This window comes from Ruegeria sp. CDSC042 (assembly GCF_059610745.1).
Genome location: NZ_JBXWOF010000001.1, coordinates 355,792 through 381,204, shown reverse-complemented (window position 1 = coordinate 381,204; position 25,413 = coordinate 355,792). Strand labels below are relative to the sequence as shown.

General features: G+C 57.5%; 28 protein-coding genes. 15 read left to right on the top strand and 13 right to left on the bottom strand.

The window, feature by feature from the left end:
- Window positions 1-87 precede the first annotated feature (87 nt).
- From AC2FHX_RS01930 to AC2FHX_RS01920, 3 genes are all read left to right on the top strand, one after another.
- Window positions 88-1,269, top strand: coding sequence for an ammonium transporter (locus AC2FHX_RS01930; RefSeq protein ID WP_496700463.1), 1,182 nt, complete (start codon window positions 88-90; stop codon window positions 1,267-1,269).
- 127 nt (window positions 1,270-1,396) lie between these two features.
- A complete protein-coding gene (locus AC2FHX_RS01925) occupies window positions 1,397-2,077 on the top strand; it encodes an orotate phosphoribosyltransferase (protein ID WP_142633501.1) in 681 nt (226 codons plus the stop codon).
- A 225-nt stretch (window positions 2,078-2,302) separates the two neighbouring features.
- Complete coding sequence (locus AC2FHX_RS01920; RefSeq protein ID WP_142633499.1) at window positions 2,303-3,793, top strand: replicative DNA helicase; 1,491 nt, start codon at window positions 2,303-2,305, stop codon at window positions 3,791-3,793.
- Between the two features lie 3 nt (window positions 3,794-3,796).
- On the opposite strand, the gene AC2FHX_RS01915 is transcribed toward AC2FHX_RS01920, so the two are convergent.
- A complete protein-coding gene (locus AC2FHX_RS01915) occupies window positions 3,797-4,339 on the bottom strand; it encodes a GNAT family N-acetyltransferase (protein ID WP_496700464.1) in 543 nt (180 codons plus the stop codon).
- Window positions 4,340-4,571: 232 nt separating this feature from the next.
- Here AC2FHX_RS01915 and alr point away from each other — a divergent pair, with 232 nt between their 5' ends.
- From alr to AC2FHX_RS01900, 3 genes are read left to right on the top strand one after another with little or no spacing between them, the layout of a single operon-like run.
- A complete protein-coding gene (gene alr, locus AC2FHX_RS01910; RefSeq protein ID WP_496700465.1) occupies window positions 4,572-5,606 on the top strand; it encodes an alanine racemase in 1,035 nt (344 codons plus the stop codon).
- Window positions 5,603-6,385 carry an MlaE family ABC transporter permease gene (locus tag AC2FHX_RS01905; protein ID WP_142633494.1) on the top strand — a complete coding sequence of 261 codons (783 nt, stop codon included), beginning with the start codon at window positions 5,603-5,605 and terminating at the stop codon, window positions 6,383-6,385. The genes alr and AC2FHX_RS01905 overlap by 4 nt, the downstream gene beginning before the upstream one ends.
- On the top strand, window positions 6,382-7,128 hold the full coding sequence (locus AC2FHX_RS01900) for an ABC transporter ATP-binding protein (RefSeq protein ID WP_282021912.1): 747 nt from the start codon (window positions 6,382-6,384) through the stop codon (window positions 7,126-7,128). Before AC2FHX_RS01905 ends, AC2FHX_RS01900 begins: the two co-directional genes overlap by 4 nt.
- Here AC2FHX_RS01900 and AC2FHX_RS01895 read toward each other — a convergent pair.
- A complete protein-coding gene (locus tag AC2FHX_RS01895; RefSeq protein WP_281994537.1) occupies window positions 7,125-7,535 on the bottom strand; it encodes a hypothetical protein in 411 nt (136 codons plus the stop codon). The genes AC2FHX_RS01900 and AC2FHX_RS01895 overlap by 4 nt on opposite strands.
- A gap of 118 nt (window positions 7,536-7,653) precedes the next feature.
- Here AC2FHX_RS01895 and AC2FHX_RS01890 point away from each other — a divergent pair, with 118 nt between their 5' ends.
- The 7 genes from AC2FHX_RS01890 (at window position 7,654) to AC2FHX_RS01860 (ending at window position 14,491) form a co-directional block, all read left to right on the top strand.
- Window positions 7,654-8,106 carry a paraquat-inducible protein A gene (locus tag AC2FHX_RS01890; RefSeq protein ID WP_271947376.1) on the top strand — a complete coding sequence of 151 codons (453 nt, stop codon included), beginning with the start codon at window positions 7,654-7,656 and terminating at the stop codon, window positions 8,104-8,106.
- A 250-nt stretch (window positions 8,107-8,356) separates the two neighbouring features.
- A complete protein-coding gene (locus tag AC2FHX_RS01885) occupies window positions 8,357-9,034 on the top strand; it encodes a DNA repair protein (RefSeq protein WP_496700466.1) in 678 nt (225 codons plus the stop codon).
- A 121-nt stretch (window positions 9,035-9,155) separates the two neighbouring features.
- Entirely contained in the window at window positions 9,156-10,517 is a 1,362-nt protein-coding gene (radA, locus tag AC2FHX_RS01880) for a DNA repair protein RadA (RefSeq protein WP_496700467.1), read from the top strand.
- Between the two features lie 41 nt (window positions 10,518-10,558).
- Entirely contained in the window at window positions 10,559-11,164 is a 606-nt protein-coding gene (locus AC2FHX_RS01875; RefSeq protein ID WP_142633482.1) for a CvpA family protein, read from the top strand.
- A gap of 616 nt (window positions 11,165-11,780) precedes the next feature.
- Window positions 11,781-13,304, top strand: coding sequence for an amidophosphoribosyltransferase (gene purF / locus AC2FHX_RS01870; protein ID WP_281994533.1), 1,524 nt, complete (start codon window positions 11,781-11,783; stop codon window positions 13,302-13,304).
- Between the two features lie 251 nt (window positions 13,305-13,555).
- Entirely contained in the window at window positions 13,556-13,804 is a 249-nt protein-coding gene (locus AC2FHX_RS01865) for a hypothetical protein (protein ID WP_496688283.1), read from the top strand.
- Between the two features lie 42 nt (window positions 13,805-13,846).
- Complete coding sequence (locus tag AC2FHX_RS01860; RefSeq protein WP_496700468.1) at window positions 13,847-14,491, top strand: SDR family NAD(P)-dependent oxidoreductase; 645 nt, start codon at window positions 13,847-13,849, stop codon at window positions 14,489-14,491.
- A 60-nt stretch (window positions 14,492-14,551) separates the two neighbouring features.
- Here the strand turns inward: AC2FHX_RS01860 and AC2FHX_RS01855 are convergent, their stop codons facing one another.
- The 4 genes from AC2FHX_RS01855 to AC2FHX_RS01840 all read right to left on the bottom strand — a co-directional run bounded on the left by AC2FHX_RS01855 (window position 14,552) and on the right by AC2FHX_RS01840 (window position 17,105).
- A complete protein-coding gene (locus AC2FHX_RS01855; RefSeq protein ID WP_496700469.1) occupies window positions 14,552-15,394 on the bottom strand; it encodes an ATP-binding protein in 843 nt (280 codons plus the stop codon).
- Window positions 15,395-15,510: 116 nt separating this feature from the next.
- Window positions 15,511-16,428: a twin-arginine translocase subunit TatC gene (gene tatC, locus AC2FHX_RS01850; RefSeq protein WP_142633471.1), complete on the bottom strand. Its 918-nt coding sequence runs from the start codon at window positions 16,426-16,428 to the stop codon at window positions 15,511-15,513.
- Window positions 16,425-16,883, bottom strand: coding sequence for a Sec-independent protein translocase protein TatB (gene tatB, locus AC2FHX_RS01845; RefSeq protein WP_281994530.1), 459 nt, complete (start codon window positions 16,881-16,883; stop codon window positions 16,425-16,427). Before tatB ends, tatC begins: the two co-directional genes overlap by 4 nt.
- 6 nt (window positions 16,884-16,889) lie before the next feature.
- Window positions 16,890-17,105 carry a twin-arginine translocase TatA/TatE family subunit gene (locus AC2FHX_RS01840; protein WP_142633467.1) on the bottom strand — a complete coding sequence of 72 codons (216 nt, stop codon included), beginning with the start codon at window positions 17,103-17,105 and terminating at the stop codon, window positions 16,890-16,892.
- 219 nt (window positions 17,106-17,324) lie between these two features.
- Between AC2FHX_RS01840 and AC2FHX_RS01835 the strand changes: the two genes are divergently transcribed.
- Together AC2FHX_RS01835 and AC2FHX_RS01830 are read left to right on the top strand one after the other, a co-directional pair.
- A complete protein-coding gene (locus AC2FHX_RS01835; protein ID WP_496700470.1) occupies window positions 17,325-17,630 on the top strand; it encodes a hypothetical protein in 306 nt (101 codons plus the stop codon).
- Window positions 17,631-17,651: 21 nt separating this feature from the next.
- A complete protein-coding gene (locus AC2FHX_RS01830) occupies window positions 17,652-18,323 on the top strand; it encodes a helix-turn-helix transcriptional regulator (RefSeq protein WP_142633463.1) in 672 nt (223 codons plus the stop codon).
- A 63-nt stretch (window positions 18,324-18,386) separates the two neighbouring features.
- On the opposite strand, the gene AC2FHX_RS01825 is transcribed toward AC2FHX_RS01830, so the two are convergent.
- The 7 genes from AC2FHX_RS01825 to AC2FHX_RS01795 form a co-directional block, all read right to left on the bottom strand.
- A complete protein-coding gene (locus tag AC2FHX_RS01825) occupies window positions 18,387-19,538 on the bottom strand; it encodes a peptidoglycan DD-metalloendopeptidase family protein (protein WP_496700471.1) in 1,152 nt (383 codons plus the stop codon).
- 63 nt (window positions 19,539-19,601) lie between these two features.
- Window positions 19,602-20,252: a protein-L-isoaspartate(D-aspartate) O-methyltransferase gene (locus tag AC2FHX_RS01820; protein WP_142633458.1), complete on the bottom strand. Its 651-nt coding sequence runs from the start codon at window positions 20,250-20,252 to the stop codon at window positions 19,602-19,604.
- Window positions 20,249-21,031 (bottom strand): 5'/3'-nucleotidase SurE, encoded by a 783-nt coding sequence (surE, locus tag AC2FHX_RS01815; protein WP_496700472.1) that lies wholly within the window; start codon window positions 21,029-21,031, stop codon window positions 20,249-20,251. The genes AC2FHX_RS01820 and surE overlap by 4 nt, the downstream gene beginning before the upstream one ends.
- Window positions 21,032-21,152: 121 nt before the next feature.
- Window positions 21,153-22,238 (bottom strand): ABC transporter ATP-binding protein, encoded by a 1,086-nt coding sequence (locus AC2FHX_RS01810; protein ID WP_185956606.1) that lies wholly within the window; start codon window positions 22,236-22,238, stop codon window positions 21,153-21,155.
- Window positions 22,239-22,318: 80 nt separating this feature from the next.
- Window positions 22,319-23,365, bottom strand: a complete 1,047-nt coding sequence (locus tag AC2FHX_RS01805) for a methyltransferase domain-containing protein (RefSeq protein ID WP_142633454.1) — start codon at window positions 23,363-23,365, stop codon at window positions 22,319-22,321.
- Between the two features lie 90 nt (window positions 23,366-23,455).
- The gene (locus AC2FHX_RS01800) at window positions 23,456-24,568 is read right to left on the bottom strand and encodes a YhaZ family DNA alkylation repair protein (protein WP_496700473.1); all 1,113 of its coding nucleotides are present in this window, start codon (window positions 24,566-24,568) and stop codon (window positions 23,456-23,458) included.
- A 2-nt stretch (window positions 24,569-24,570) separates the two neighbouring features.
- Window positions 24,571-25,350, bottom strand: coding sequence for an SDR family oxidoreductase (locus AC2FHX_RS01795; RefSeq protein WP_496700633.1), 780 nt, complete (start codon window positions 25,348-25,350; stop codon window positions 24,571-24,573).
- Window positions 25,351-25,413: the final 63 nt, after the last annotated feature.

Sequence of the window (25,413 nt, the reverse complement as noted above, 5' to 3'; positions counted from 1 at the left end):
AGGCTGCTTTTTTGGGCTCTGCCTCTTTTTTCCCCAGTCGCAATCCGCTTCAAGCCCCGCCACGCATTCTGAAAAGGAGAGTGGCTGATGAATGGAGCCGATACCGCCTGGATCATAGTAGCAACCGCACTGGTCCTGTTCATGACACTTCCGGGCCTGGCCCTCTTCTATGGCGGCCTTGTACGCGCCCGCAACGTGCTGAGCGTGTTCATGCACTGCTTTAGCATCGCCTGCTTGATGAGCATTCTCTGGCTGGTCGCAGGATATTCCATCGCCTTCGGCCCTGGTGAAAGCGGGATTTGGGGCGGGTTGGACAAGGCCTTTCTGAATGGTGTTGATGCCGACAGCCTGGCCGGCACCCTGCCCGAAATTCTGTTCTTTGCCTTCCAAATGACCTTTGCCATTATCACCCCCGCCCTGATCGTCGGCGCCTATGTCGAGCGGGTTGGCTTTGGCTTTGTTCTGACCTTCTCTGCCCTGTGGATGCTGCTGTGTTATGCGCCCGTGGTCCATTGGATATGGGGCGGCGGAATACTGAGCGATGGCGGCATTTTTGGCGAGATTGGTGTGCGAGATTTCGCCGGTGGCATCGTGGTGCATGAAACGGCAGGTCTGGCCGCATTGATCATTGCCGTTGTACTCGGCCCGCGCCGCAATCGCACGACGCCTCCGCATAATCCGGGCTATGTCATGATCGGCGCCGCAATGCTGTGGGTCGGCTGGTTTGGGTTCAACGGCGGCTCGCAACTGGCGGCAGATGGTGGTGCGGCGATGGCGATGACCGTGACGCATCTTTCGGCGGCCACTGCATCCCTGACCTGGGCCTTGTGGGAGAAAATTCGCTTTGGCAAAGCCTCGATGGTGGGTCTTGTGACCGGAACCATCGCCGGTCTCGCTTCGATTACCCCAGCATCGGGTTTCGTCGGCCCGGTTCAGGCGCTGATCATCGGCGGCGTCGCAGGTATCCTGTGTCAGGAAGCGGTCTATGTCATGCGCAACATTTTGAAAATCGACGACACGCTGGACGTGTTTGCGGTGCATGGCGTTGGCGGCATCTTTGGCACAATCATGATCGCCCTGTTCGGCATGGGTACCTGGACCGCACAGCTGGGCGGTCTGGCAATCGTGGGTATCTTTACCGCGGTGGTGACCTTTGTGTTGATCAAGCTGGTCTCAGCCATCACGCCGCTGCGTGTGGATGCCGAGACCGAGACCAACGGCCTTGACCTGTCGGTCCACGGCGAACGCGCCTATGACATGAGCAGCTAAGCGCATCACTTTGTGCAAGCTGACAGCGGGCCCCATTCGGGCCCGCTTTTCTTTTGCCTGCCCTCTCGACTCTGACGGCAGCAGCAGGCTATCAGCCCCGAAGGTTTTTCAGCTCAGAGGTCCCGCCATGATCCCCAGTTCCTTTCCCGACAGCACCGAAATCGCCCGTCTGACCGCGCGGATGCTACTGGAGATCAAGGCCGTTCACTTCAATTCGCGCGAGCCGTTCACATTGGCCAGCGGCCTGCCCAGCCCGACCTATATCGACTGTCGCAAGCTGATCTCTTACCCGCGCATCCGGTCTACTCTGATGGATTTCCTGACCGTTACAGTGATGCGGGATGCGGGTTTTGAAGCGTTCGACAATATCGCTGGCGGCGAAACTGCGGGCATTCCCTTTGCCGCGATGGTCGCTGAACGCATGGCCCTGCCGATGACATATGTGCGTAAAAAGCCCAAAGGCTATGGCCGCAACGCCCGGATCGAAGGCGCGATGAACGAGGGCGAGCGTGTGTTGCTGGTTGAGGATCTGACCACCGATGGCGGATCCAAACTGTCCTTCGTTGATGCGATCCGCGAAACCGGCGCGACCTGCGGGCATACGGCGGTGATCTTCTATTATGGCATCTTTCCGGAAACCGAGAAAACTCTGGGCGATCATGGGGTGAAACTGCATTCGCTGTGCACCTGGTGGGATGTTTTGGCCGAGGCCAAAGCACAGAAAGCCTTTGATACGGAAACACTTGACGGTGTCGAAGCCTTCCTGAACGACCCGCGCGGCTGGCAAGAGGCTAATAAACCTTCCTAAACCTGTTGTGGATGGATTGGGGATAAGCGCCAAAGAATCGGCTGACCATATACGATATCTGGTGACTTTTCCCCGCTTTCCTACATAATAGGCCAAGCACACCACAGCGTCCAAACTGTCTGGAAAGTTATCCCTAGGCCTTACCCCCAGTTAGCCACAGGTATTTCCAGATAGCTTGCAATGGCGTTTCGCGTATAGAACCTCGGGACGGGCAGCGGGGACAAAATGAACGAGATAAGCAGCATCGAGCAGGCAGCGGCACAGATCCAAAACGCCGATACCATGCCGCATTCTATTGAGGCTGAACAACAGCTTCTGGGTGCGATCCTAACCAATAATGATCTGTATGACCGGGTCGCCTCGATCATCGGGGCCGAGCATTTCTATGATCCGGTCCATGCGCGTATTTACGAGGTCGCCGCGACCCGTATCGCCAAGAACGCGCTGGCCTCGCCCGTCACGCTGAAATCTTTCATGGCCGAGGATGAAGGCCTGAAGGAACTGGGCGGTCCGGCCTATCTGGTCAAGCTGGCCGGGGCCTCGATCAGCGCGTTTGCGGTGCATGACTATGCTCAGATGATCTATGATCTTGCCATCCGGCGCGAGTTGATCCGGCTTGGCCGCGATATCTCGGACAAGGCGGCGCGGGTCGATGTGGCGAGCGAGCCCAAGGAACAGATCGTTGAGGCTGAACAGCAGTTGTATCAGCTGTCTGAACAAGGCCAGACAGAACAGGGATTTCAATCCTTCCTCAAGGCGGTCACCGAGGCTGTCAACGTCACCAACGAGGCCTATCAGCGCGGTGGTGGAATGGCCGGGATTTCCACCGGTCTGACCGATTTGGACAAGCAGTTGGGTGGCTTGCACCCGTCCGACCTGATCATTCTGGCCGGGCGTCCGTCGATGGGGAAAACCTCATTGGCGACAAACGTGGCGTTCAACGTAGCCAAAGCGTACAAGCGCGGGCTGAAACCCGACGGCACCGAAGGCGCGATTGACGGCGGCGTTGTCGGGTTCTTCTCATTGGAAATGAGCGCCGAGCAGTTGGCGGGCCGGGTTCTGGCCGAAGCCTCGGAAATCTCGAGCCACAAGATCCGCCAGGGTGACATGACCGAGGGTGAGTTTCGCCGCTTTGTTGATGCGGCCAAGGAGTTGGAAGCCTGCCCGCTGTTCATTGACGACACCCCGGCCCTGCCGATCTCGCAGCTTGCCGCCCGTGCGCGGCGGTTGAAACGGACCCACGGTCTGGACCTGCTGGTGATCGACTATCTGCAGCTGTGTCGCGGCATGGCCGAAAACCGCGTCAACGAAATCGCTGAGATTTCGATGGGCATGAAAGCCATTGCCAAGGAACTGAACATCCCGGTCATCGCATTGTCTCAGCTATCCCGGCAGGTTGAAAACCGAGACGACAAGCGCCCTCAACTGTCCGACCTGCGGGAATCAGGCTCGATCGAACAGGATGCCGACGTGGTGATGTTCGTGTTCCGCGAGGAATACTACAAAGAACGGGAAAAGCCCGGCGATCATGAGTTGGAGAAGATGGAAGAGTGGAAGCAGGCCATGGAACGCCTGCACGCCAAGGCCGAAGTGATCGTTGGCAAACAGCGCCACGGCCCCATCGGTACGGTCGAGCTGTCCTTCGAAGCACAGTTCACCCGCTTTGGGAACCTCGTCAAACCCTGGCAGCAGGACGGTCAGATCGAAGGCTACTGACCGTCACCAAAGGTCGGGCCGGTCAAATGCACTGACACAGCGTGACGGCCCCACCATTGGATCAGCCTGTGAACCAGACAGAGATTGCCCTAGCCATCCGATCGGCTGGCTAAGCGGCATTGGCGGTTGCGCGAATGCCTCAGAAATGGGCAGGAAACCGGTTTTGCCGTAATATGAAGGATCTCCGTAGGTTATTGCAAAATCGACGCCTTGGGCCCGCAGTTGGTCCAGACCAAAGGTGATCAGCTTCTGCCCGACCCCACCCTGTTGTCGATCCGTCCGCACGGCCACGGGCGACATCAGAAACACCCGTCGCGGATCCTGATCAAAGGTCAGGCGCGAGAACATGATACATCCCAGAAGATCGCCCCCATCAGTCGCAACACATCCCTGCAGATCCTGATCGGGCTCGGTTTTCAGCAATTCCCTGATCAAAGATTGTATGGCCCGTCCTTCCTCGGCCCCCTCTGAAGCAGAGAACACATCATAAAAGAAATCAGGCAACCTACTGCTCTGGTTTTTGTACCCAAACGAGAGTTCAATCATGTTTTCATCCCAACAGGCCCCCTTGGGTATTAGTGAACGATCACCTTGACCCGATCATGGTTGACCACGATGTGCGCACAATAGTGATTTGGCGCCCTCAGATGTTCAATACGCAGATTTACGCTGTTTCAACCCGCTTCCCGGCCTCAAGGTGCCGTTATGCGCAACGTACAGGTCAATTATCGCCGCGACCCCCCTTGACCTGACGCGATCCAATGTCATGAACAGACGCATGAGTACTGCACGCTTAACGATCAATCTTTATACGCTGGCCAGCAACTGGCAGGCGCTTGATGCAAAGACGTCCTGTGAAACGGGTGCCGTGGTCAAGGCCGACGCCTATGGCCTGGGCGCTGGTCCTGTCTCTGCCGCACTTGCTGAAGAAGGTGTCAGAAATTTCTTTGTCGCGGCCGCCGAAGAAGGCGCTGCCGTGCGCGAGGCTGTCGGGCCCGACGCAACGATCAGTGTTTTTTCTGGACATATGGAAGGCGACAGCGACCTTCTGCGCCAACACAATTTGACGCCATTGCTGAATTCGTCCGAACAGTTCCGCCGCCATCGTCAGGCCTTGCCTGAACACGCCTTTGGAATCCAGTTGGATACCGGCATGAATCGCTTGGGGATTGAGCCTGCGGACTGGGCCGCGTTGCGCACCGAGATTGAGCCGCTTAATCCGTCGCTGGTGATGTCGCATCTCGCCTGTGCGGATGAGCCTGACAACCCGATGAATCGCCACCAACTGCGCGTGTTCCACGAATTGACCGATGGAAGTGCGGCCCCCAGATCGCTTGCGGCCACCGGCGGTATCCTTCTGGGCAGCGACTATCACTTCGACCTTTGCCGTCCCGGCATCGGGATGTATGGCGGACAACCCTTTGCCGATGCGAAACCCGTCGTCACCGTCGACCTTCCGGTCATTCAGGTGCGCGAGGTCGATCCCGGCGAAAGTGTGGGGTACGGCAACAGCTGGGTCGCGCGGCGCAAATCCCGTATTGCCACGGTTGCGGCCGGGTATGCGGACGGGCTGCATCGTGCAATCGGCGGTGGCATCGACGCCTTTGTAGGAGGCCAGCCCTGCCCCGTTGTTGGCCGGATCTCGATGGATCTGATCACCATCGACGTAACGGATCTGCCCGAGGATCCGGAACGCCTGCGTATTCTCAACGGTCACCAGACAGTAGATGATCTGGCCGAGGCCGCCGGCACCATCGGGTATGAAATTCTGACATCTCTAGGCGCGCGCTACTCTCGGGGCTATATCGAATGAACCCTCTTTCAATGCTGGGCGGGTTGGGACGTACAGCCCTGTCTTTGCTTGCAAATTTCGGCAAGGTCGCTCTGTTCTTTGTGGACGCGATTTCACATATTTTCCGCCCCCCCTATTATCCGCGCGAATTTGCGGTCGCTCTGATGAATATCGGCTGGATGTCCCTGCCGGTGGTCGGCCTGACGGCGATATTTACTGGCGGTGCATTGGCGCTTCAGATCTATGCAGGTGGTGCGCGTTTCAATGCCGAAGCTGTGGTGCCACAAATCGTAGCGATTGGCATGGTGCGCGAGCTTGGGCCTGTTCTAGGTGGTCTGATGATTGCAGCGCGGGTCACATCCTCCATCGCTGCGGAAATTGCGACCATGAAAGTGACCGAGCAGATCGACGCGCTGGTAACTTTGTCCACCCATCCGATGAAGTACCTCACCGCTCCACGGGTGCTGGCCGCCGTTATTACCGTGCCGATTCTTGTTGCTGTGGGCGATGTGATCGGCATTGCGGGTGGATATATCGTGGCGACCCAAAGCCTGGGCTTCAACGCCGCGGCCTACCTGCAAAACACCATGAATTTCCTCGAATTTCATGACATCGTCTCCTCGCTCACCAAGGGCGCGGCCTTTGGCCTGATCACTGCGACCATGGGCTGTTACTACGGCATGAACTCGGGCCGGGGCGCGCAGGGCGTAGGCGCTGCGACCAAATCTTCGGTCGAGGCTGCCGCAATCATGATTCTGGCTGCAAACTTCGTTCTGACAGGGGTGTTCTTCTCGATATGATCCGGATGGAGAATGTACATAAAGCCTTTGGGTCCAATCAGGTCCTCAAAGGCGTCAATATTGAGATCCCCAAGGGCACCTCGATGGTCATCATCGGCGGGTCGGGCACCGGCAAATCGGTAGCTCTGAAATGCGTTCTTGGCCTGATCAAACCCGATAGCGGCACGGTCTATGTAGACGGTAAAGACGCCACCAAAGGCGACCGCGATGCCTTTCTGGCCCGGTTCGGAATGCTGTTTCAGGGCGGAGCGCTGTTCGACTCGCTGCCCGTCTGGCAAAACGTCGCCTTCCGCCTGTTGCGCGGCTCGCTCAAACGCCCCGTGGATGAAGCGCGCGAGATCGCCATCGAGAAACTGCGTCGCGTGGGCCTGAAAGCGGATGTGGCCGACCGGTTCCCGGCCGAGCTCTCGGGCGGCATGCAAAAACGCGTGGGCCTGGCCCGCGCTATCGCCGCCGAGCCCGAGATCATTTTCTTCGATGAGCCCACCACCGGCCTTGACCCCATCATGTCAGGCGTCATCAACGACCTGATCCGCGAGATCGTGACCGAGATGGGCGCCACCGCAATGACCATCACCCACGACATGAGCTCGGTCCGCGCGATTGCCGATAACGTCGCCATGCTGCACGGAGGCGTGATCCAATGGACCGGCCCCGTCGGGCAGATGGACGCCTCGGGCGACCCCTATGTGGAACAGTTCATCAGCGGTAGTGCTGAGGGGCCGATAGAGGCGGTGCGTTAGACAGGCGCACCTTTCCTTTCTTGTTTCAAGTTCTCGTAGGCTTCTTTTACATAATCTAGCCGCAGCAAATATTTCCCACGCGGGACCACAAAATCTGGCGTCTGAATCCGGGCAAGCGCCAATGTTTGACCCAGATGAGTTCCCGAAAACAGAACGTAATTGGGATCTTGCCCTGAAAATCGATTGTAAATTTTTCCACCGAACCAACGCGCCCTGCGTTGCGCCTGCAGCGCTTCCTGGAGGCGAAAATGCATTACGCCAAACAACTGTTCGCGATCAAATGGCATAATGTCTGCAGCGACACTTCCCGCTGAAAGAACCCCCGCGAGGCCAACAGTTATAGCCTCGCTAACCCCCTTCTGGGTTGGGGACGGGCCTTCGACAATTTTTATAACAGGTTCAGCCATATAAATTTTTTCGTAAACAAAGTGATGTGTATCAATAGCGTTTCGGATATCGGTATAGGCACAATACAGACTGAGGTTAAATATTCACCTCATCGAAAAGTTCCGAAGAGTATCTATAATGACCCTCCGCCTCGTCACCCTCTCTCTGCTGATCCTCTACCCCATCGCGTGGTTCGCTCCGCTGATGCGCGCGGGATTTCTGCCCATCTTCGGCCTCAGCGAAATCAGCGTCATCACCGGGCTCCAGTCCCTTTGGAAGTCCGATATCTTCCTCGCGCTGATCGTCACCGTCTTTGCCCTTTTTGCCCCCTATCTGAAAACCATCGGCACCGCCCTGATCCAATGGGACCTGCTGGATGCGCGCGTTCAGCCGGCGCTGAACATCCTCGGCAAGCTGGCGATGGCCGACATTTTCCTGATCGCGCTCTATATCACTCTGGCCAAAGGCATCTCTTACGCGACCATCGAAACCGCATGGGGGCTTTACCTGTTTACGGCCTGTATTCTGGCCTCAATCGCCCTAGGTATTATTACCGAGATGACATCCAGATCACGAAATCATCAGACCTAATTGATTGAAAACACTTATCTGAGTATCATCTTAATATTTCGAGCAGCCAGTTTCTTGTAGTGATCGGTCCGTAGCGGATCAAAAATTATGTTCAACCTTTGTCCGCTTCGGCCCGATATGTATCGGTTTGAGAAGGAGATCGTCGAACATGACCGCACTCCACACGTTAACATTACAGTTTCAAAACGCATTTTTACGACTGACATTTTTTCTGATTTGCTCCGCGGCATTTCTGGCCTTCGCAACCACTATGCTATCCGCCCTGGGCGTGCTGCCATGGCTTTCCATGCAAGCCGGACTGGCGGGCGGTACCATCATAGACGCCGGGATCTATGTTCAGATTGGCCTGACCGCTCTGATCCTGATGCTGGCCTTCTACCTTCCTGCGAATGCCCGGATGATGGCGCTGGAAAACGCGCACCGTAAATTTGCGCTGAACATGCACGACATCGCCCATGCCTATCAGCTGGCCCATGCGCAGGACCGCAGCGGGGCATTTATCCTGTCGTCCGAATTTGATGCGGTCAAAGAGCGGATGGCCTTCCTGCGCCAACATCCCAACCTACAATCGCTCGAACCAGAGATTCTGGAGTTGGCCGCGCAAATGAGCCAGATCAGCCAAGAACTGGCCGAAACTTACGGGGATACCCGCATCGCCCGTGCCCGCACATTCCTGCAGCAACGCCAGGAAGAGATCGAACTGTTTCAGCAACGGCTGGAAGAGGCACAAACCATTCAGCACGAGCTGCGCCAGTGGACCCATGATGTTGAAATCGAGGAATCCATCGCTCGTTCTCAGCTAACCCGTCTGCGCGACGAACTTTTCGAACTGTTGCCGGAATTGTCGGCGCAACTGCAGCAGCCTAAGGACGGTGTATCGAAGCCGTCGAGCGTCATAGCCATGTCGCCACCTCGCGCCGCCGAATAGGCGCGACAGCGCCCGCCATGGACGATAGCCCAAACGGGCCTGAGGATATGGCGCGCTACCGGCGGAGATGAAGGCCCACGAGGGCTTGAAGAACCGCCATTCCTCGGGCACCAAGGGCGCCATGGCAAAGACAACTTTTTCATGCTCGGCCTGCGGTGCCACTCATTCACGGTGGTCCGGGCGCTGTGACGGTTGCGGTGAATGGAATTCCATCACGCAAGACGTACCCCTTTCGGCTGGCCCGGCCAAAAAATCCCTCGGCGGCAAGCGTGGCCAGTCCATCACACTCACGGACCTGTCGACCGAGGAAATTCCCCCTCCCCGCACGCTCTGCGGGGTCGAGGAGCTGGATCGCGTGCTGGGAGGCGGACTCGTCCCCGCCTCGGCCTTACTGGTAGGTGGGGATCCGGGCATCGGCAAATCCACCCTTTTGCTGCAGGCCGCGGCCCGGTTCTCGCGTGCGGGTGTGAAAACCATTTACGTCTCGGGCGAGGAAGCCAGCGCGCAGGTTAGGATGCGCGCGCGCCGGTTAGGGCTTGAAGATGCGCCTGTGCAACTGGCCGCCGAAACCAACCTGCGTAACATCCTCACCACGTTGGAAGCCGAGAAACCCGGTCTCGCAATCATCGACTCAATTCAAACCATGTGGGCCGACAACGTCGACAGCGCACCGGGTTCAGTGTCACAAGTCCGCGCCGCAGCACATGAATTGACCACGTTTGCGAAACGACACGGAGTTTCAATCATCATGGTTGGCCATGTCACCAAAGATGGTCAGATCGCTGGCCCCCGCGTGGTTGAACACATGGTCGATACCGTTCTTTATTTCGAAGGCGAACGCGGGCATCAGTTCCGCATTCTGCGCGCGGTCAAGAACCGGTTTGGTCCAGCCGATGAGATTGGCGTGTTCGAGATGACAGGCAAGGGTCTGGCACAAGTCACAAACCCGTCGGCCCTGTTTCTATCTGAACGCGGCAAGCCCAGCCCCGGATCGGCCGTATTTGCTGGTATCGAAGGGACACGGCCGGTTCTGGTCGAGCTTCAGGCGCTGGTTGCCCCATCCCCCCACTCTCAGCCTCGCCGAACCGTCGTCGGCTGGGACAGCGGACGGCTGGCAATGATCCTTGCCGTGCTCGAAGCCCGCTGCGGCATCCCCTTTGCCGGGCTCGATGTCTATCTCAACGTCGCAGGTGGGCTTAAAATCACCGAGCCAGCCGCGGACCTTGCCGTTGCTGCCGCGCTACTCAGCGCGCGCGAGGACACAGCCCTGCCAACGGACACCGTCGTTTTCGGAGAAATCTCGTTGTCCGGGGCACTTAGACCGGCCCCTCAGACAGAAAACAGGTTGAAAGAAGCCCAAAAACTTGGTTTCACATCCGCCATAGCTCCGGCAGGCGGGAAAACCGGTACTGTGGCAGGTCTGACACTCACCCGGCCCTCTGATTTGGTAGGGTTTGTTGGCGAAACCTTCGGAGCAGGTTAAGGTAACGCCTTGAGGGGCAGAAAAAATTACGGGCGAGGGCCATGGAAGGTTTTACAATAATTGACGGGGTAGTTGCCCTGATCATCGTTATATCGGGTCTGCTGGCCTATTCCCGTGGCCTATTGCGGGAAATTCTCGCGATCGCGGGATGGGTTGCGGCGGCAGTTTTGGCATTCATTTTCGCACCACAGGCCGTTCCACTGGTCAAAGAAATCCCCGTTGTCGGAGATTTCCTGCGCGACAGTTGTGAATTGTCGGTTATCACCGGGTTCGCTGGCGTGTTTGCCATTGCCCTGATCGTGGTTAGTATATTTACCCCACTGTTCTCATCTCTTGTGCAACGGTCTGCACTGGGCGGCTTGGATCAGGCACTTGGGTTTTTCTTTGGAATCGCGCGCGGCATCCTTTTGGTGGCGATTGCCTTCTTCGTCTATGACACAGTCATGACGGGCCAATCCTACACCATCGTCGATGAAAGCCGGTCAGCCAAAGTGTTCGAACAATTCAGCGACAAAATCGAAGAGCAAAACCCCGAAGCCGCGCTGGGGTGGGTAACATCCCAATATGAAGAACTGGTAGCCAGCTGTGGTGAAAGCGCCGATCCATCCGACGCACCTGCCGCCCCTGAAGCACCTGCAGCGGAATAAAGCAAAAGCCTGGTCAAAGCCGGGCTTTTTCAATTCGGCTTAGACAAACCCTTCTCCGGCGCAAACGGTGCATCTGATGTTTTTCAGCCCAAAGCACCCTTCGCAACGGGACATGACGGGCTTGCCAAAAATGTCCCGACTTTTGATCACTTCACCTGCGCCTCCGCAAATCTGACAGGGTGCGCGCCCCATTCCACGGCATCGGTGGCACCGGCGTTTTACCGGTTCTTGCTTTTTCTGACCTTGATTGTTTTGCCACATGTCTGAAATCCGCTTGGCTTGAAGAAACTATTGTTTCGGATTGTTTCCTCTATGACAGCACAAGCTGCGAAACCTGTCACCTTTTGTTCGGCCATTGTGGCAAATTCCACCTGCGTCAAATCGCAAATGTGATCCTTTGATGACACAGCCTCCGTAAGGCTTTATGTGAAGTCCGAACTGACATGGAATCGGAGCTGCCGATCTTGCTGTATCTGTTTTCTTTCGCGCCTGCCGCTTGCGACCAGGGCGCGTCTGCATCCCAAGATCTATGGGAAGTATCAGGCAAAGACACCGCCATGCTGATGTTCCGAACACCGCCACAACTTAAATCGTCATAGTAATTTGGAGCCCGTACATGTGTGGGATTTTGGGGATCGCAAGCAGAACACATGATGTGTTTGCGGAAATCTATGACGGGCTTCTGATGCTACAGCACAGGGGTCAGGATGCATCGGGTATCGTCACGTATACCGGAGAGTTCTTCCGCGAAAAGAAGGCCAACGGGCTGGTCAAGGACGTGTTTAACGCTCAGGACGCCGATACCCTGCTTGGAAAGGTCGGCATTGGCCATGTGCGCTATCCGACCGCCGGGTCGCTCAGCGCGGCCGAGGCGCAGCCGTTCTTCGTGAATGCCCCGTATGGCATCTACCTGGTTCATAACGGCAATATCACCAACACTGCCGCACAGCGTGAGAAGGTCACCGGAAAATACAGCCGCCACCTGCGCACAACGTCAGATTCGGAAATTCTGCTGAACGTTCTGGCGGACAAGGTCGCTGACGCAATAAAGGTCAATGGCAACGCCGAGCCCATTCGCAATATCTTTGCCGGTGTGAAGATGACGATGGAACGGGTACAGGGCGCCTATTCGGTGATCTGCCTGATTGCAGGTGTCGGAATGCTGGCCTTCCGCGACCCGCACGGAATTCGCCCGCTCTCGGTGGCCATCCGCGAAACCGAAAGCGGTGGCGACGACTTTGCGTTTGCCTCGGAAGATGTGGCCTTTGGCATCAACGGCTTCAACAAGATGCGCGACCTGCGCCCTGGTGAAGCTATCCTGATCGACCTGGACGGCAACATGCACGAATTCCAGGCGGTCGAAGGCAAGCTGACACCCTGTATCTTTGAATATGTCTATCTCGCGCGTCCGGATTCTCTGTTGGACGGCGTCTCTGTCTATAAAACGCAGATGCGTATGGGGCAGACGCTGGCCAAACAGATCCAGGAATCAGGGCTTGAGATTGATCGGATCATCCCGGTCCCAGACAGCGCCCGCCCCGTCGCGCTTGAGGCGGCCAAGATCACCGGCATCCCCTATCGCGAAGGACTGGTAAAGAACCGCTATGTCGGACGAACGTTCATCATGCCCGGTCAGGCCGAACGTCAGAAATCCGTGCGCCGCAAACTGAATGCGGTTCCGCTAGAGTTTGACGGCCACAATGTTCTGTTGATCGACGATTCCATCGTCCGCGGGAACACGATCAAGAAGATTGTGCAAATGTGCCGCGAGGCTGGAGCCAAGAAGGTCTACATTGCCAGCGCCTCACCGCCGGTGAAATACCCGAATGTCTATGGCATCGACATGCCCACCAAACATGAGCTGATTGCCCATGGCAAAGAGGTCGAGGAAATCCGGCAGGAGCTGGGTGCAGACGCCCTGATCTATCAGCATCTGGACGATCTGATCTGGGCCGCCAAGGAAGGAAATCCAGAAATCGAAGCGTTCGACTGTTCGTGTTTTGACGGAAAATATATCACCGGAAGCGTCAGCAAAGACTATCTGGATACGCTCGAGAGCAGTTCACGCGTTAGTAAGAAACGTGAAGACATGCAGGTGCCCGGCGGATCCTGGAACGCGGCCAAGCTGGCTTCGGGATAAGTTCCCGGCGAATCGGTAGCTCTCTGCCCGGTTCAAGCCGGGCGGTTTCCGACTGCATCGGTGTAAATTCGCTTAGTTTCCGCGCACAACTTTTTGGCGAAGGAAATGCAATCGCAATGGGTTCACCGACTGCCTTTTGAAAGTGACGGAACGGACAATTCACCGGACCTTTTGTTCCCTTGTTGCGTTTGATAGTCCGCCTCCAACCACTCATCAAAAGGGGTTGGGGCCGTGTGCCGCAGCCGCACTCTATGTCAAACAAAACCGTCACAAGCGCGGCCACGCAACAGGGCGCGCTTAGCAAAAACTCTGTCACCCTGCTTGGGGTGTTTGGGCCAAAAGCCGATATGCGCGCGCTGATGCGGATGTCTTCTGGCCGGGTCAAAGAGGTCAAGCTGGGCAGCCGTGTGTCTTCAGGTACTATTGTGGCCATTGATGCCGAGGGCATCATGCTGCGACAAAGCGGTCAGACGACGCGCATAGCGATCCCGGGCAGCTAATCCTGTCTTGACGCGCTGCGCGCTTGGGTTCAAACCGCAGTCATGACCGATCAGACTAAAATCGCCCTCATCACCGGGGCCTCACGCGGGCTGGGCGCTGCCCTGGCCGAGGCGCTGGCACCAGAGTACCACATCGTCGCTGTCGCCCGCACCACCGGCGGGTTGGAAGAACTGGACGACCGCATCAAAGTAAAGGGCGGTTCAGCCACCCTGGCTCCGATGGATATTGCCGATCCGAATGCGATGGCGACACTGTGTCGTGGCATCCATGATCGCTGGGGCAAGGTGGACCTGTGGCTGCATACTGCGGTTCACACTTCGGCCCTGACGCCGACCCATTTCATTGACCCCAAGGAATGGACCAAAGCCATCAACACCAACGCAACCGCCACGTCGGTCCTGATCCCCTATGTTACGCCTTTGCTGGGTGAGGCCGGCCATGCGGTATTTTTCGATGATCCGAAGGCGGGCGAGAAATTCTATGGCATCTACGGTGCCACCAAGGCGGCGCAGATGGCTCTGGCCCGTAGCTGGGCGCTGGAAACTGAGCGCACCGGGCCGCGTGTGAGCATCGTGGAACCGGCTGCCATGCCAACTGCCGTGCGTGCCCGGTTTCATCCCGGTGAGGATCGGGAGGCATTGACCAGCACCGCAGATGAAGCGGCGCGCATTCTGGCTCTGTTATAGGAATGGCCCATAGGGCCATGCCTCCGGCGGAGGTATTTTTAGCCAGATGAAGCCGGCGGATTACGCGATGTGAACACCGTTTCTTCCGGCCAGATCGACGAAGAATTGCCATGCCACACGTCCCGAGCGCGCGCCACGTGTGGCTTGCCATTCGATCGCTTCGGCGCGCAGGGTGTCTGCGTCGACCGAGACGCCGTAAGAAGCACAATAGCGGTCGATCATGGCAAGGTATTCGTCCTGATCGCAAGGATGGAAACCCAGCCATAGCCCGAACCGGTCCGACAGTGAGACCTTCTCTTCTACGGCCTCAGACGGGTTGATGGCGCTGGAACGTTCATTTTCGATCATATCCCGCGGCATCAGGTGGCGGCGGTTTGAGGTGGCGTAGAACACCACATTTTCCGGGCGACCTTCGATGCCACCGTCCAGCACTGCCTTGAGCGATTTGTAGTGCTGATCATCGTGGCTGAAGGACAGGTCATCACAGTACAGGATGAACCGATGCGGCGCGGCGCGTAGATGGTTCAGCAGACGCGAGACCGAGCCCATATCCTCGCGTTGAAGCTCAACCAGTTTCAGATTGGGATGTTCGTTCTGCAGGGTGCCGTGGACCGCTTTGACAAGGCTGGATTTGCCCATACCGCGCGCGCCCCAGAGCAGCGCATTGTTGGCCTTAAATCCAGCGGCAAAGCGGCGTGTATTGTCCAATAGTGTATCGCGAGACCGGTTGATACCCACCAAGAGATCCAAATCGACCCGATTGACCTGCTTAACCGGTTCCAGGCGGTCGGGTTCGACATGCCAGACAAAAGCCGGAGCTGCGGCAAAATCGGGCGCGGCCAGAGGCGCCGGGGCCATGCGATCCAGCGCGTCGGCAATACGGTTCAGAGCTTGTGTATCCATTGGGGCCTCCGGTCGTGCTTGGAGGGTCTCAAACCATGTTCCGCCCGGCGCGACAAGAGTGGCGCATGAAAAAGGCGCGCCGGGATGGGCGCGCCTGTTCATTGCATGATCGACGTTTATTTGCCGTCTTCTTCGTGGATGATATCGGCATCCGCCTCTTCTTCGTCGTCATAGTAGCCTTCTGCGCGCAGCTCGGCCTCGCGCTTTCTCTCAACTCGGGCGACAAGGAAAATCGACACCTCATAGAGGCCATAGACCACGACAAACAGGATGATCTGAGTGATCACATCCGGCGGCGTCACAAGGGCGGCCAGCACTAGAATGCCCACCATGGCGTATTTGCGGACACTGCCCAAACCTTCGGCGCTGACCAGACCGGCCTTGCCCATTAGGGTCAGCAGAACCGGCAGCTGGAAGCACAGGCCAAAGGCAAGGATGAATTTCAGCGTGATATCTAGCGATTCATTCACCTTGCCGAAGAACGTGATCTTCACGCCCTCGGTGGTTTCGGGCACAACCACGATCTCTTCTGGAACATCTCCGGTAGTCGCCGACAACAGATTGGCGAAAATCGAACTGACATCCGCAAAGCCCAAAAAGAACTGCATGGCCAGCGGCGTTACCACGAATTGTGCAAATGATGCCCCAAGCAGGAACATGAACGGCGAGGCGACCAGGAATGGCAGGAAAGCGCCCTTCTCAGACCTGTACAGACCGGGCGCCACAAAGCGCCAGAGTTGATAGGAGATCACCGGGAAGGCCAGCGCAAACCCAAACACCATCGAAATTCGGAACAGCGTAAACAGATATTCCTGTGGCGAGGTATATTGCAAAGTCGGAGACGGATCGCCCAGATCGCGCAGCGTTGCCTCGATTGGTTGGACCAGGAATTGCAGGATCGGTTCCGCGACCGTAAAGGCCAGGACAATGCCTATTACAAAGGCAATGACCGCGCGGATCAGCCGGGTGCGCAGTTCCGCCAGATGCTCGATCAATGGGGCCGAGCTGTCTTCGATCTCGTCTGTGTCGGTCATGATTTGCCTTCGGTTTTCAGCGCGGCTTCGGCCTCTTCAGCCTTGGCCATCGCTTCGGCGGCTTCTTTCGCCTTACGCTCAGCCGCAGCACGTGCGGTCGAGGCCTGAATCTTCTTGGCCTGCTCGGCCCGTTCGGCGGCCAGCTTACCGGTCTCGCTATCGGGGTCAAACTTGGTGGGGTCGATACTTTTGGCCAGGTCCTGCGCGGCTTCTTTCACACCATCCATGGCGCTGCCTACAGGGTTAGTGGCCGCGTTGAGACCTTTTTTGATGTCATTTACACCAGCCTGATCCGCCGCCTCGTTCATGGCACTGCTGAATTCGCGCGCCATGCCACGGGCCTTGCCGACAAAACGACCGACATTACGGAACAAAACCGGCAGATCCTTTGGCCCCACAACGATCAGGGCAACGACGCCGATGACTAGAAGCTCGGTCCAGCCCAGATCAAACATACCGGATCAGACCTTGTCTTTGTCGGTCTCGGGCGTGACGTCTTTGGCCAGCTCGGATGCGTCCTGATCCAGTTCCTCTGCGCCTTCTTTGACGCCCTTCTTGAATGACGTAATGCCTTTGCCCACTTCGCCCATCAACGAGCTGATTTTGCCACGGCCGAATAGCACCAGTACCACAACTGCGATCAGCAGAATGCCGGGAAGGCCAATATTGTTGAGCATCTCTCTTCTCCTTTAACGTCGGCGCCGTACGCCGGAAATGTGATCTGGGTCCGTGTCTACGCCCGCTGGCCCGCCTGCAAAAGTGAGTTGGTTCAAATCTGCGTTCAAATTTGATCCGATCCGATGTTTTTTACGGCCTCGGATTGATCAACTGACAGGTTTGTGTCAGTTGGTAGGGGCTAGGTAGGCGGTATCGAAACCTGGTCAACGGAGATTCACATGACCCATGTTGCAGAAATCGTCACCTTCACCCTCGCCAACGGGACAACCCCGGAAGAGTTTGTAAAACTCAGCCAAGCGTCCGAAGCCTTTGTACGCGCAGCTCCGGGGTTTGCCCATCGTCAACTCAGTCAAGGCCAAGACGGGCGCTGGACTGACTACGTGATCTGGACCGATATGAAGGCCGCACAGGACGCAGCTGCGCAGTTCCCGCAGCAGGGTTTTGCGCCCGCACTGATCGCAGCGATCAACCCCGAAGGCATGCAGATGCGCCACGAGAACGTGCTATGGAACATGACCGCATAACCCCGGTCAGAGCGGCGTGTCATGCGCCGTACTGATCGTCTGTTCGACATTATCCAGATCCTGCGCGACGGCAAACTGCACCGTGCGCAGGACATTGCGGATCGACTCGAGGTGTCGGTCCGCACGATCTATCGCGACATGGATACGTTGGCCGCCTCGGGCGTTCCGGTCGAAGGTGAGCGCGGCGTGGGTTATATGGTGCGTGAGCAGATCACCCTGCCCCCGCTGAATTTGACCCCGGCCGAACTGGAAGCGCTGAACCTTGGCATGGCAATCGTGGCCGAGGCCGCCGACCCCGACTTGAAAACCGCCGCCGAGTCTTTGGCTGAAAAGATCGACGCCGTGCTGCCGACCCAGGTGATTTCCGAGGCTGACAGCTGGAAATTTGCGGTCTACCCCTTTGCCGATGCCGCACGCGGGCTGGCGCATATGGCCCCGATCCGCGCCGCCATCAAATCACGACAAAAATTACGTCTGAGTTACCGCAGGATCGACGGCGTGCTGACCGAGCGCACCATTCGGCCATTGCATATGGAGTATTGGGGACGAGTCTGGACGCTGACTTCCTGGTGTGAACTCCGCGATGGTTTCCGGGTCTTCCGAATTGACCTAATCGAAACCGTCCTTCCCCTGCCCGAGATTTTTGCAGACGAGCCGGGAAAGCGTCTGAGCGATTACGACCCATACGCTTAACCCTGCCGTCATCGGGTTGGGATTATCCCTGCCAGCGGCATGGCCCTGACGGGGCCATTCTTATCATTTCAGATAGGGCTCTGGATCTACAGATTCGAAGCCTTTGCGCACTTCGAAATGGACATAGGCGTTGTCCCCGCTCCGCAGCGAGGCAATCTTCTGCCCTCGTCGCACGCGATCCCCTTTCTTGACCGTGATATCTGCCACATTGGCATAGACGGTCAGCAGATCACTGTTGTGTTTAACAACGATGATCGGAACCTGATCTGCATCAGCAGTGATCGCCGCAACAGTTCCCGCCTCTGCCGCCATTACAGGCGATCCTGCGGCCGCTGCGATGTCGATCCCCTCGTTCTTTCCCTTTTGATAGGTGCGGATAATCGTACCGTTCACAGGAAGCCCAAGCGCCGAATTGCTTTGGTTTGTTGGTGCCTCGGCGGTCACATCAGGTGCCGGAGTGGCCGGGGAAATGGTTTCGTCAGGCAAGGGCTGCGTAGCACTGGGCGGCGTCGGTGTCGGAGACCCCTGGCCGGGCTGTGTCACATTCGTTGCAGGCACAGCAGCTTTGCGCGGTGCGGATTGGCTTTTCACCGGGATCAGAAGGAACTGGCCTTCGCGGACGGTAAAATCGGAATCCAATCCATTCCAGTCTGACAGCGCCTCAACGGGAACGTCATAGAGGCGTGAAATTGTAAATGCCGTTTCACCACGTTTCACCTTGTGGCGGATCGGTTCGGGACCGGTTGGTGCCGGTGCCGCCGCAGGTTTTGCGGGTTCAAGCGTTGATGTACGGACCGAGCCATTTGCGGGGACTTCGTCGATTGCCGTACCAGCTATCGTCGCAATATCGACAGAGCTTGCGGAACCGACCGTCTGGGGCAGTGCCACAACTTCGCCCTCGCGCAAGGAATCGGTAGGCATTAGACCATTGAAACGCGCCAGCTCTCCTTCAGGCAAACCAACCCTTGCGGCCAAGTCTCTGACAGTGTCACCGCGGCGAGCAATCGCCACTTGATAGGTCGGATATGTGATGACACCCCTGGCATCCGGTGCGGGCCGGTTGGTCGTCGCCGACTGTGCTGCTTCGGCGGTGGAAAAACCGCCTACCTGTCCGCGAAGATCATAGTCCAGCGGCCCTTCGCACCCAGCCAGGATTGCAAGGCTAACCACTCCTAACGCACAGCGGCGCATTGCTGATTTGGAAACTGCTCTCATTTTATTGTCCTCGACACCTGCCCCTGTTCATCGGGGTTCCGGCGCATCTTGCAGAATATTCCTTTAAGCTCCATCCTTCCCAAGCCCTTCTAACAAGGGCACAAAACGGACAGGCAACAATTCGTCATAGTCCAAACCGGATTCGGTGCGCCGGACCCTGATCAACGTCTGGACCGTATCCGACTGCCCCACCGGCAAGACCATGATACCGCCGATTTTGAGCTGCGCCAAGAGCGGCCCGGGCGGGTCCTCGGCAGCTGCAGTCACGATGATACGATCAAACGGGGCTTGCTCGGGCAAACCAAACGAACCATCCGACAACATTGCCGTCACATTTGTCAGCCCCAAATCACGGAACAACTGGCCGGTTTCGCGCACAAGTCGCTTATGACGCTCGACCGTGTATACCCGGCGTGCCAGTTTCGACAGGATCGCGGCCTGATAGCCCGATCCGGTCCCGATCTCGAGCACGGTATCACGCGGACGTACTTCCAGCGCCTGCGTCATCAGCCCAACGACAGACGGTTGGCTGATCGTCTGGCCGCACGCAATCGGCAGCGGCGTATCCTCATAGGCGCGTTCTGCAAACAGGCCTTTGACAAATCTGCCGCGATCTATCTGCTCCATTGCTGCCAGCACGCGAGCATCCGTCACTCCGCGCGAGCGCAGGGCAAACAGGAACTGCATGGTTGTTTCAGGGTCCAGTCCGCTCATTCGATCGACTTTAACGCTTCCAGCGCGTCATGCGCGGTCAGATCCGCACGCATTGGTGTGACCGAGATATAGCCTGCCAGATTGACGGCAGCATCCGTCCCAGGTGCAGTCGGGTTGTGTTGATACCCGCCCTTGATCCACAGAAACCGCCGCCCCGAAGGTGAGCTGTGCGGCTCGACCGAGAAATGTGTGTCACGCCGATAACCCTGAGGGGCGATCCGGGTGCCCAATACTTCATCCGCAGGCACTGGGGGGAAATTGACGTTGTAAAACAAACGGTAATCGCCTTGTTCTGCCGGCGTCGCCCCCAGTATCTTACGAACCAGCTCGGCACCAATTCGGGTCGCGGATTCGAACGGGTCATCCAGCCCCAAATTGCGCGGACCGAAATATTGAGACAGGGCAATAGCCGGAACCCCCTGCAGGGCCGCCTCCATCGCGCCCCCAACTGTGCCAGAATACAGTGTATTCTCGGCCGAGTTGTTCCCACGGTTCACACCAGATAATACCAGGTCGGGTGGCGCGTCCTTCATCACATCGTGCAAACCGGCCAAGACACAATCAGCTGGTGATCCTTCCGCAGCAAAACGGCGTTCTCCCAGCTTGGCAACCATCATCGGGTGCGTGTAGCTGATGCAATGCCCCACGCCGGATTGCTCGAAAGCGGGCGCAACGACCCAGACTTCACCGCCCGGTCCGGCCAGATCGGCAGCAATCGCCTCGAGTGCGATAAGTCCCGGCGCATTGATACCGTCATCATTGGTTAGAAGAATACGCATTTGCCCCATCCACCGCAGCGTTTTTTCCTTGATAGACCCAGCCCCGCACTGCGGCAAGCAACCCGCAGGCGCAATCTGAGGCTTTCACGCACCACTTGCGCCTAAACTGCAGTTTTAGACCCTATTTGGGGAATACAAAGCACCGATCGCGGCGAATGGTCAGCCACATGACCCGCCCCGCTTGCGGGACAAACACGTTGGGAACGGTCGCTTTCAAGATTGAATCATCATAGTCCATACGGAATTCAATCAAGCTTTCGTTGCCCAGAAAACGCGCCCGTTCGACCACACCACGCGCGGCTACCCCGTCCGTCGGTGTCGGCAGTGGACCTTTGCCATTGCGATCAAAATCCAAACGGACGTGCTGAGGCCGAAATACAATCTCAACATTCGTTCCATCCGGCACACCCGGAGCAAGAAACTGACCAAATGGCGTATCGGCCAAAGCTCCGTTAACTTGCGCGCCTAACACATTTATATCGCTAAAGAATGCAACTGCAGCTTTGTCCGCAGGACGGGTGTAGACGTTGTAAGGCGCACCCTGTTGAACGATTCTGCCACGGCGCATCAGGGCGATCTCATCGGCCATACGCATTGCCTCTTCGGGTTCATGGGTAACCAACAGGACTGCGGCGTCCTCTTCCTTGAGGATCGCCAGAGTTTCGTCCCGAATTCCATCGCGTAACCGGTTATCGAGCCCCGAAAACGGCTCATCCATCAACATTATCCGGGGGCGTGGGGCCAATGCGCGCGCCAGAGCCACCCGCTGTTGCTCACCGCCCGACAAGTGATGTGGAAAGCTGTCTGCGAAACGCATCAGGTCGACTTTGGCCAGCAACTCATCCACGCGTGCGCGTTTTTCATCTTTGCTACCCTTCAGGCCAAAGGCAACATTGTCAGCTACGCTAAGATGCGGGAACAGGGCAAAGTCCTGAAACATCAGGCCAATCTCGCGCCGCTCAGGCGGGACACGGAACACCGTATCGCAGATCAGCTTGCCATCGACATAGATCTGGCCTGTCTCTTGCATCTCGACACCGGCAATCATCCGCAGCGTCGTCGACTTGCCGCACCCTGACGGCCCCAACAGGCATGTCACCTGCCCCGCCTGCACGGTCAGCGAGACGTCATCAACAACCACCCGACCTTCGTACCGGGCGACCAGATTGCGAATTTCCAGACGCGGAGGAGTTGCGTTTACTGTCACCGATGGACCCCGTAGCCTTACCCGATCAAATCAATCGGGCTTGGGCGGGGATAGCAACCCCTCCCTTTGGGTGCAAGGGATCAGCAGCAGCCGCCCGTTTCGGCCTGCCCGGTCGCCTCAAATGGGCTTTCACCACCGCAGCCTTCGAAGATGCCGTAATGGGTTGAGAAATCACCGAGGAACTCGAAATGCCGCGCAAACCGCGTGTCTTTGAGCATCATCCATGTGTTGCCGCACACCGGAAACACCTTACCCGTCGCGATTGCGTGGTGGTCATCCAGCTCAAATATGTGCGCCGCATTGGGCACAGTGCCCTTATAGATCACGGCCTGACCATAATCTTCGCAGGCGGGTTCCAACGCAGGTAACTTGAACAGACGATAGGTGGCTGACAGGAATTTGAGCGGTGCCACGCGGTCCTCAAGAACCGGGTTTTCGATGGTCAAGGAGCGGTGCGTGACTCGACGCGGGTCGCCGAAACCGGCTTTGCGAGACATCGACAGAAAATCATTCCAGTACAGCGCACCGGACAGACACTCGCCATACAGAACCTCATCCTCGGCCATTGCCTGCGGTACGCGACGATCCGCATAAACGTCCGAGAAATACATCTCTCCGCCGTCCTTAAGCAGGCGATGCGCGCCGCGCAGAACGGCCTCCTTATCGGTGGCCAGGTTGATCACGCAGTTCGAAACGATGATATCGAAAGACCCCGCCTTTAAGTCCAGTTCATCCAGCTTTTCGATGTAGCCGTGATGGAATTCCACGTTGCTTTGGGCATACCCAAAGGTTTCGGCGTGATATTCCTGATGCGCGCGAGCGATATCCAACTGCTCGGGTGTCATATCAACGCCCACCACACGGCCTTTCTCACCTACCATAGCAGACAGGGCGTATACATCCCGACCCGCGCCACAGCCAAGATCGAGGATGCTCATCCCCTCAAGATCCAGCGGCGCGATCAGCCCGCAGCCGTAATAGCGGGTCAGCACGTCATCATGGACCTTGGCGAGGATCTTTTTCAGATGATCCGGCATATCGTCGGGCGTACAACACGCGTTGGTCTGCAGGTCCGCGCTGCTTTGCAGGACCTCGCCATAATAGTTCTGCACCGATTCATGCTTCATCGCTGTCATCCCCTGATCTGACTGATGTTGAGCTAACCCAGCACCGCGCACCGTGCAATAAAAAGCCGAGCAATCTGACGAAAGGTTGAGCTAGCCCAGCAGCTCAAAATCCAGATCCGCGCGCACCCGGCCATTCACCTGAATCTCCAGAAGATGTGCGCCGGGAACAAGCCTGAACGTGGTCGCATCGCCTTTGAGCTTGTGCTTTTTGCTCAAGGTCAGGTTTCCATTCCTTAGCGCGGCCTGTTTCAGCTTGTGAACTTTGGCCGATTTTTTGCCGCCAGGTCTTTGAAAATGGATGATATAATCAATCAAAACGGGTTGGTTCACCTCACCAGCCAATGAAACATCAAACTCAAGCGCGCCGCCAATCTTTGCCTGCCCATTTACCATAACCGAGACCTGTATATCGGCATCAGGGTCATATCCCAGCATCTTCATCGCGCGTGGGTGCCCGGCCTTAACCAGACCGCGCAGGGTATGAGAGGTCATCCACCGCAGCTCGTCCGCGTCTTGACGCTGTGAACGAGACCAGCCCTGCAGGCGGTCCAGTACCAGATCCGGGTCTTTTTTGGAGATGTCGTTCAGATGGTTGGCCACCGACCGCGTCACATAGCGCGTTTGGTCCTGATGCAGCCGATCCAGCAGAGGCAGCGGATCGGTCAATTCCAGCCCCACCGCCTGCCCCCATGGCAAACGCGGGCGGGTTCCTTCGGACACCAGACGCCGCACGTGATAGCTGTCATGTCCGCACCAATCCTCCAGCCGCTCCATGACGTGTTCGGGGTGGTGATTTAGAAAGGGGCGAATGGCCCATTCCATCGAGAACCTCTGCGTCAGTTCAGCCAGCACGTCCAGCGCGAGGTCGGGGTGATCAAGGCCGACATTGACGACCCATTCTCCCAGCGGGGCAAAGATGAAATCGCCAAAATCGTCATCCGTTTTGTTCGGATCCAGCGGCGGCGGCAAGGCCCGTAAAAGGGTCGGAGCGACAGTTGGCAGCTCACCCGGAACCTGCTGCTGCAGGCATTCGGCGATCCACGCCATCCGCTCTTTCAACTCAAGCTCGAGAAGGCGTGACATCACCTGCGTTTGAAACGCCTGTGCATCGAACCCTGGATCAGCCTCGGCAAAAAGCCCCGCCAGATAGCCGGTCTTTTCTGCATTAAACAACTGATCCTTCAGTGAAAACCCTTGCGCCATGGTCACATCGTCAGATTGGTCGCGCCACCATCCAACAGGATGTTCTGGCCGACGATAAAGCCCGCATGTTGCGAGCACAGGAACGCGCAAGTTGCGCCGAATTCTTCCCGCGAGCCATAGCGGCGCGTGGGGATAGTTGCCTCACGCTGCGCGCGCGCCTCATCAATGGAAATGCCCTGCTGCGCGGCCACGCCTCCGTCCAGGGAATCCGCCCGATCCGTGGCATGTATCCCCGGCAACAGGTTGTTGATTGTCACCCCATGCGGCGCGACCTGCCGCGAGGTTCCGGCCACATAGCCGGTCAACCCGGTCCGCGCCGCGTTCGACAGGCCCAGCACTGCGATCGGCGCGCGTACGGATTGTGAGGTGATGTTGACCACCCGGCCCCAGCCCTTATCCATCATGCCGGGCAACAAGGCCTTCATGAAGGCAATCGGGGTCAGCATGTTGGCGTCCAATGCCTTGATGAAGTCGTCACGCTGCCAATCCGACCACATGCCCGGAGGTGGGCCACCGGCATTTGTCACAAGGATATCAACGACCTGTGCTGCGGCAATCACCTGCGCCTGCCCCTCTTCCGAGGTCACATCACAGGCAACGCTCTGCACATCGACACCATATTCTGAACGCAAGCGCGCGGCTTCAGCCTCCAACGCCTCGACGCCGCGTGCGTTCATCACCAGGTCCACACCAGCCGCTGCCAGAGCCTCGGCGCAGCCCAGACCCAAACCTTTGCTGCTGGCACAGACCAGCGCGCGCTTTCCACCTATTCCCAGATCCATCTGTTCCTCCCCATCTGTGATTATCCGCATGTCTTTCACCCAGCAGACAGGGAAGACAGATTG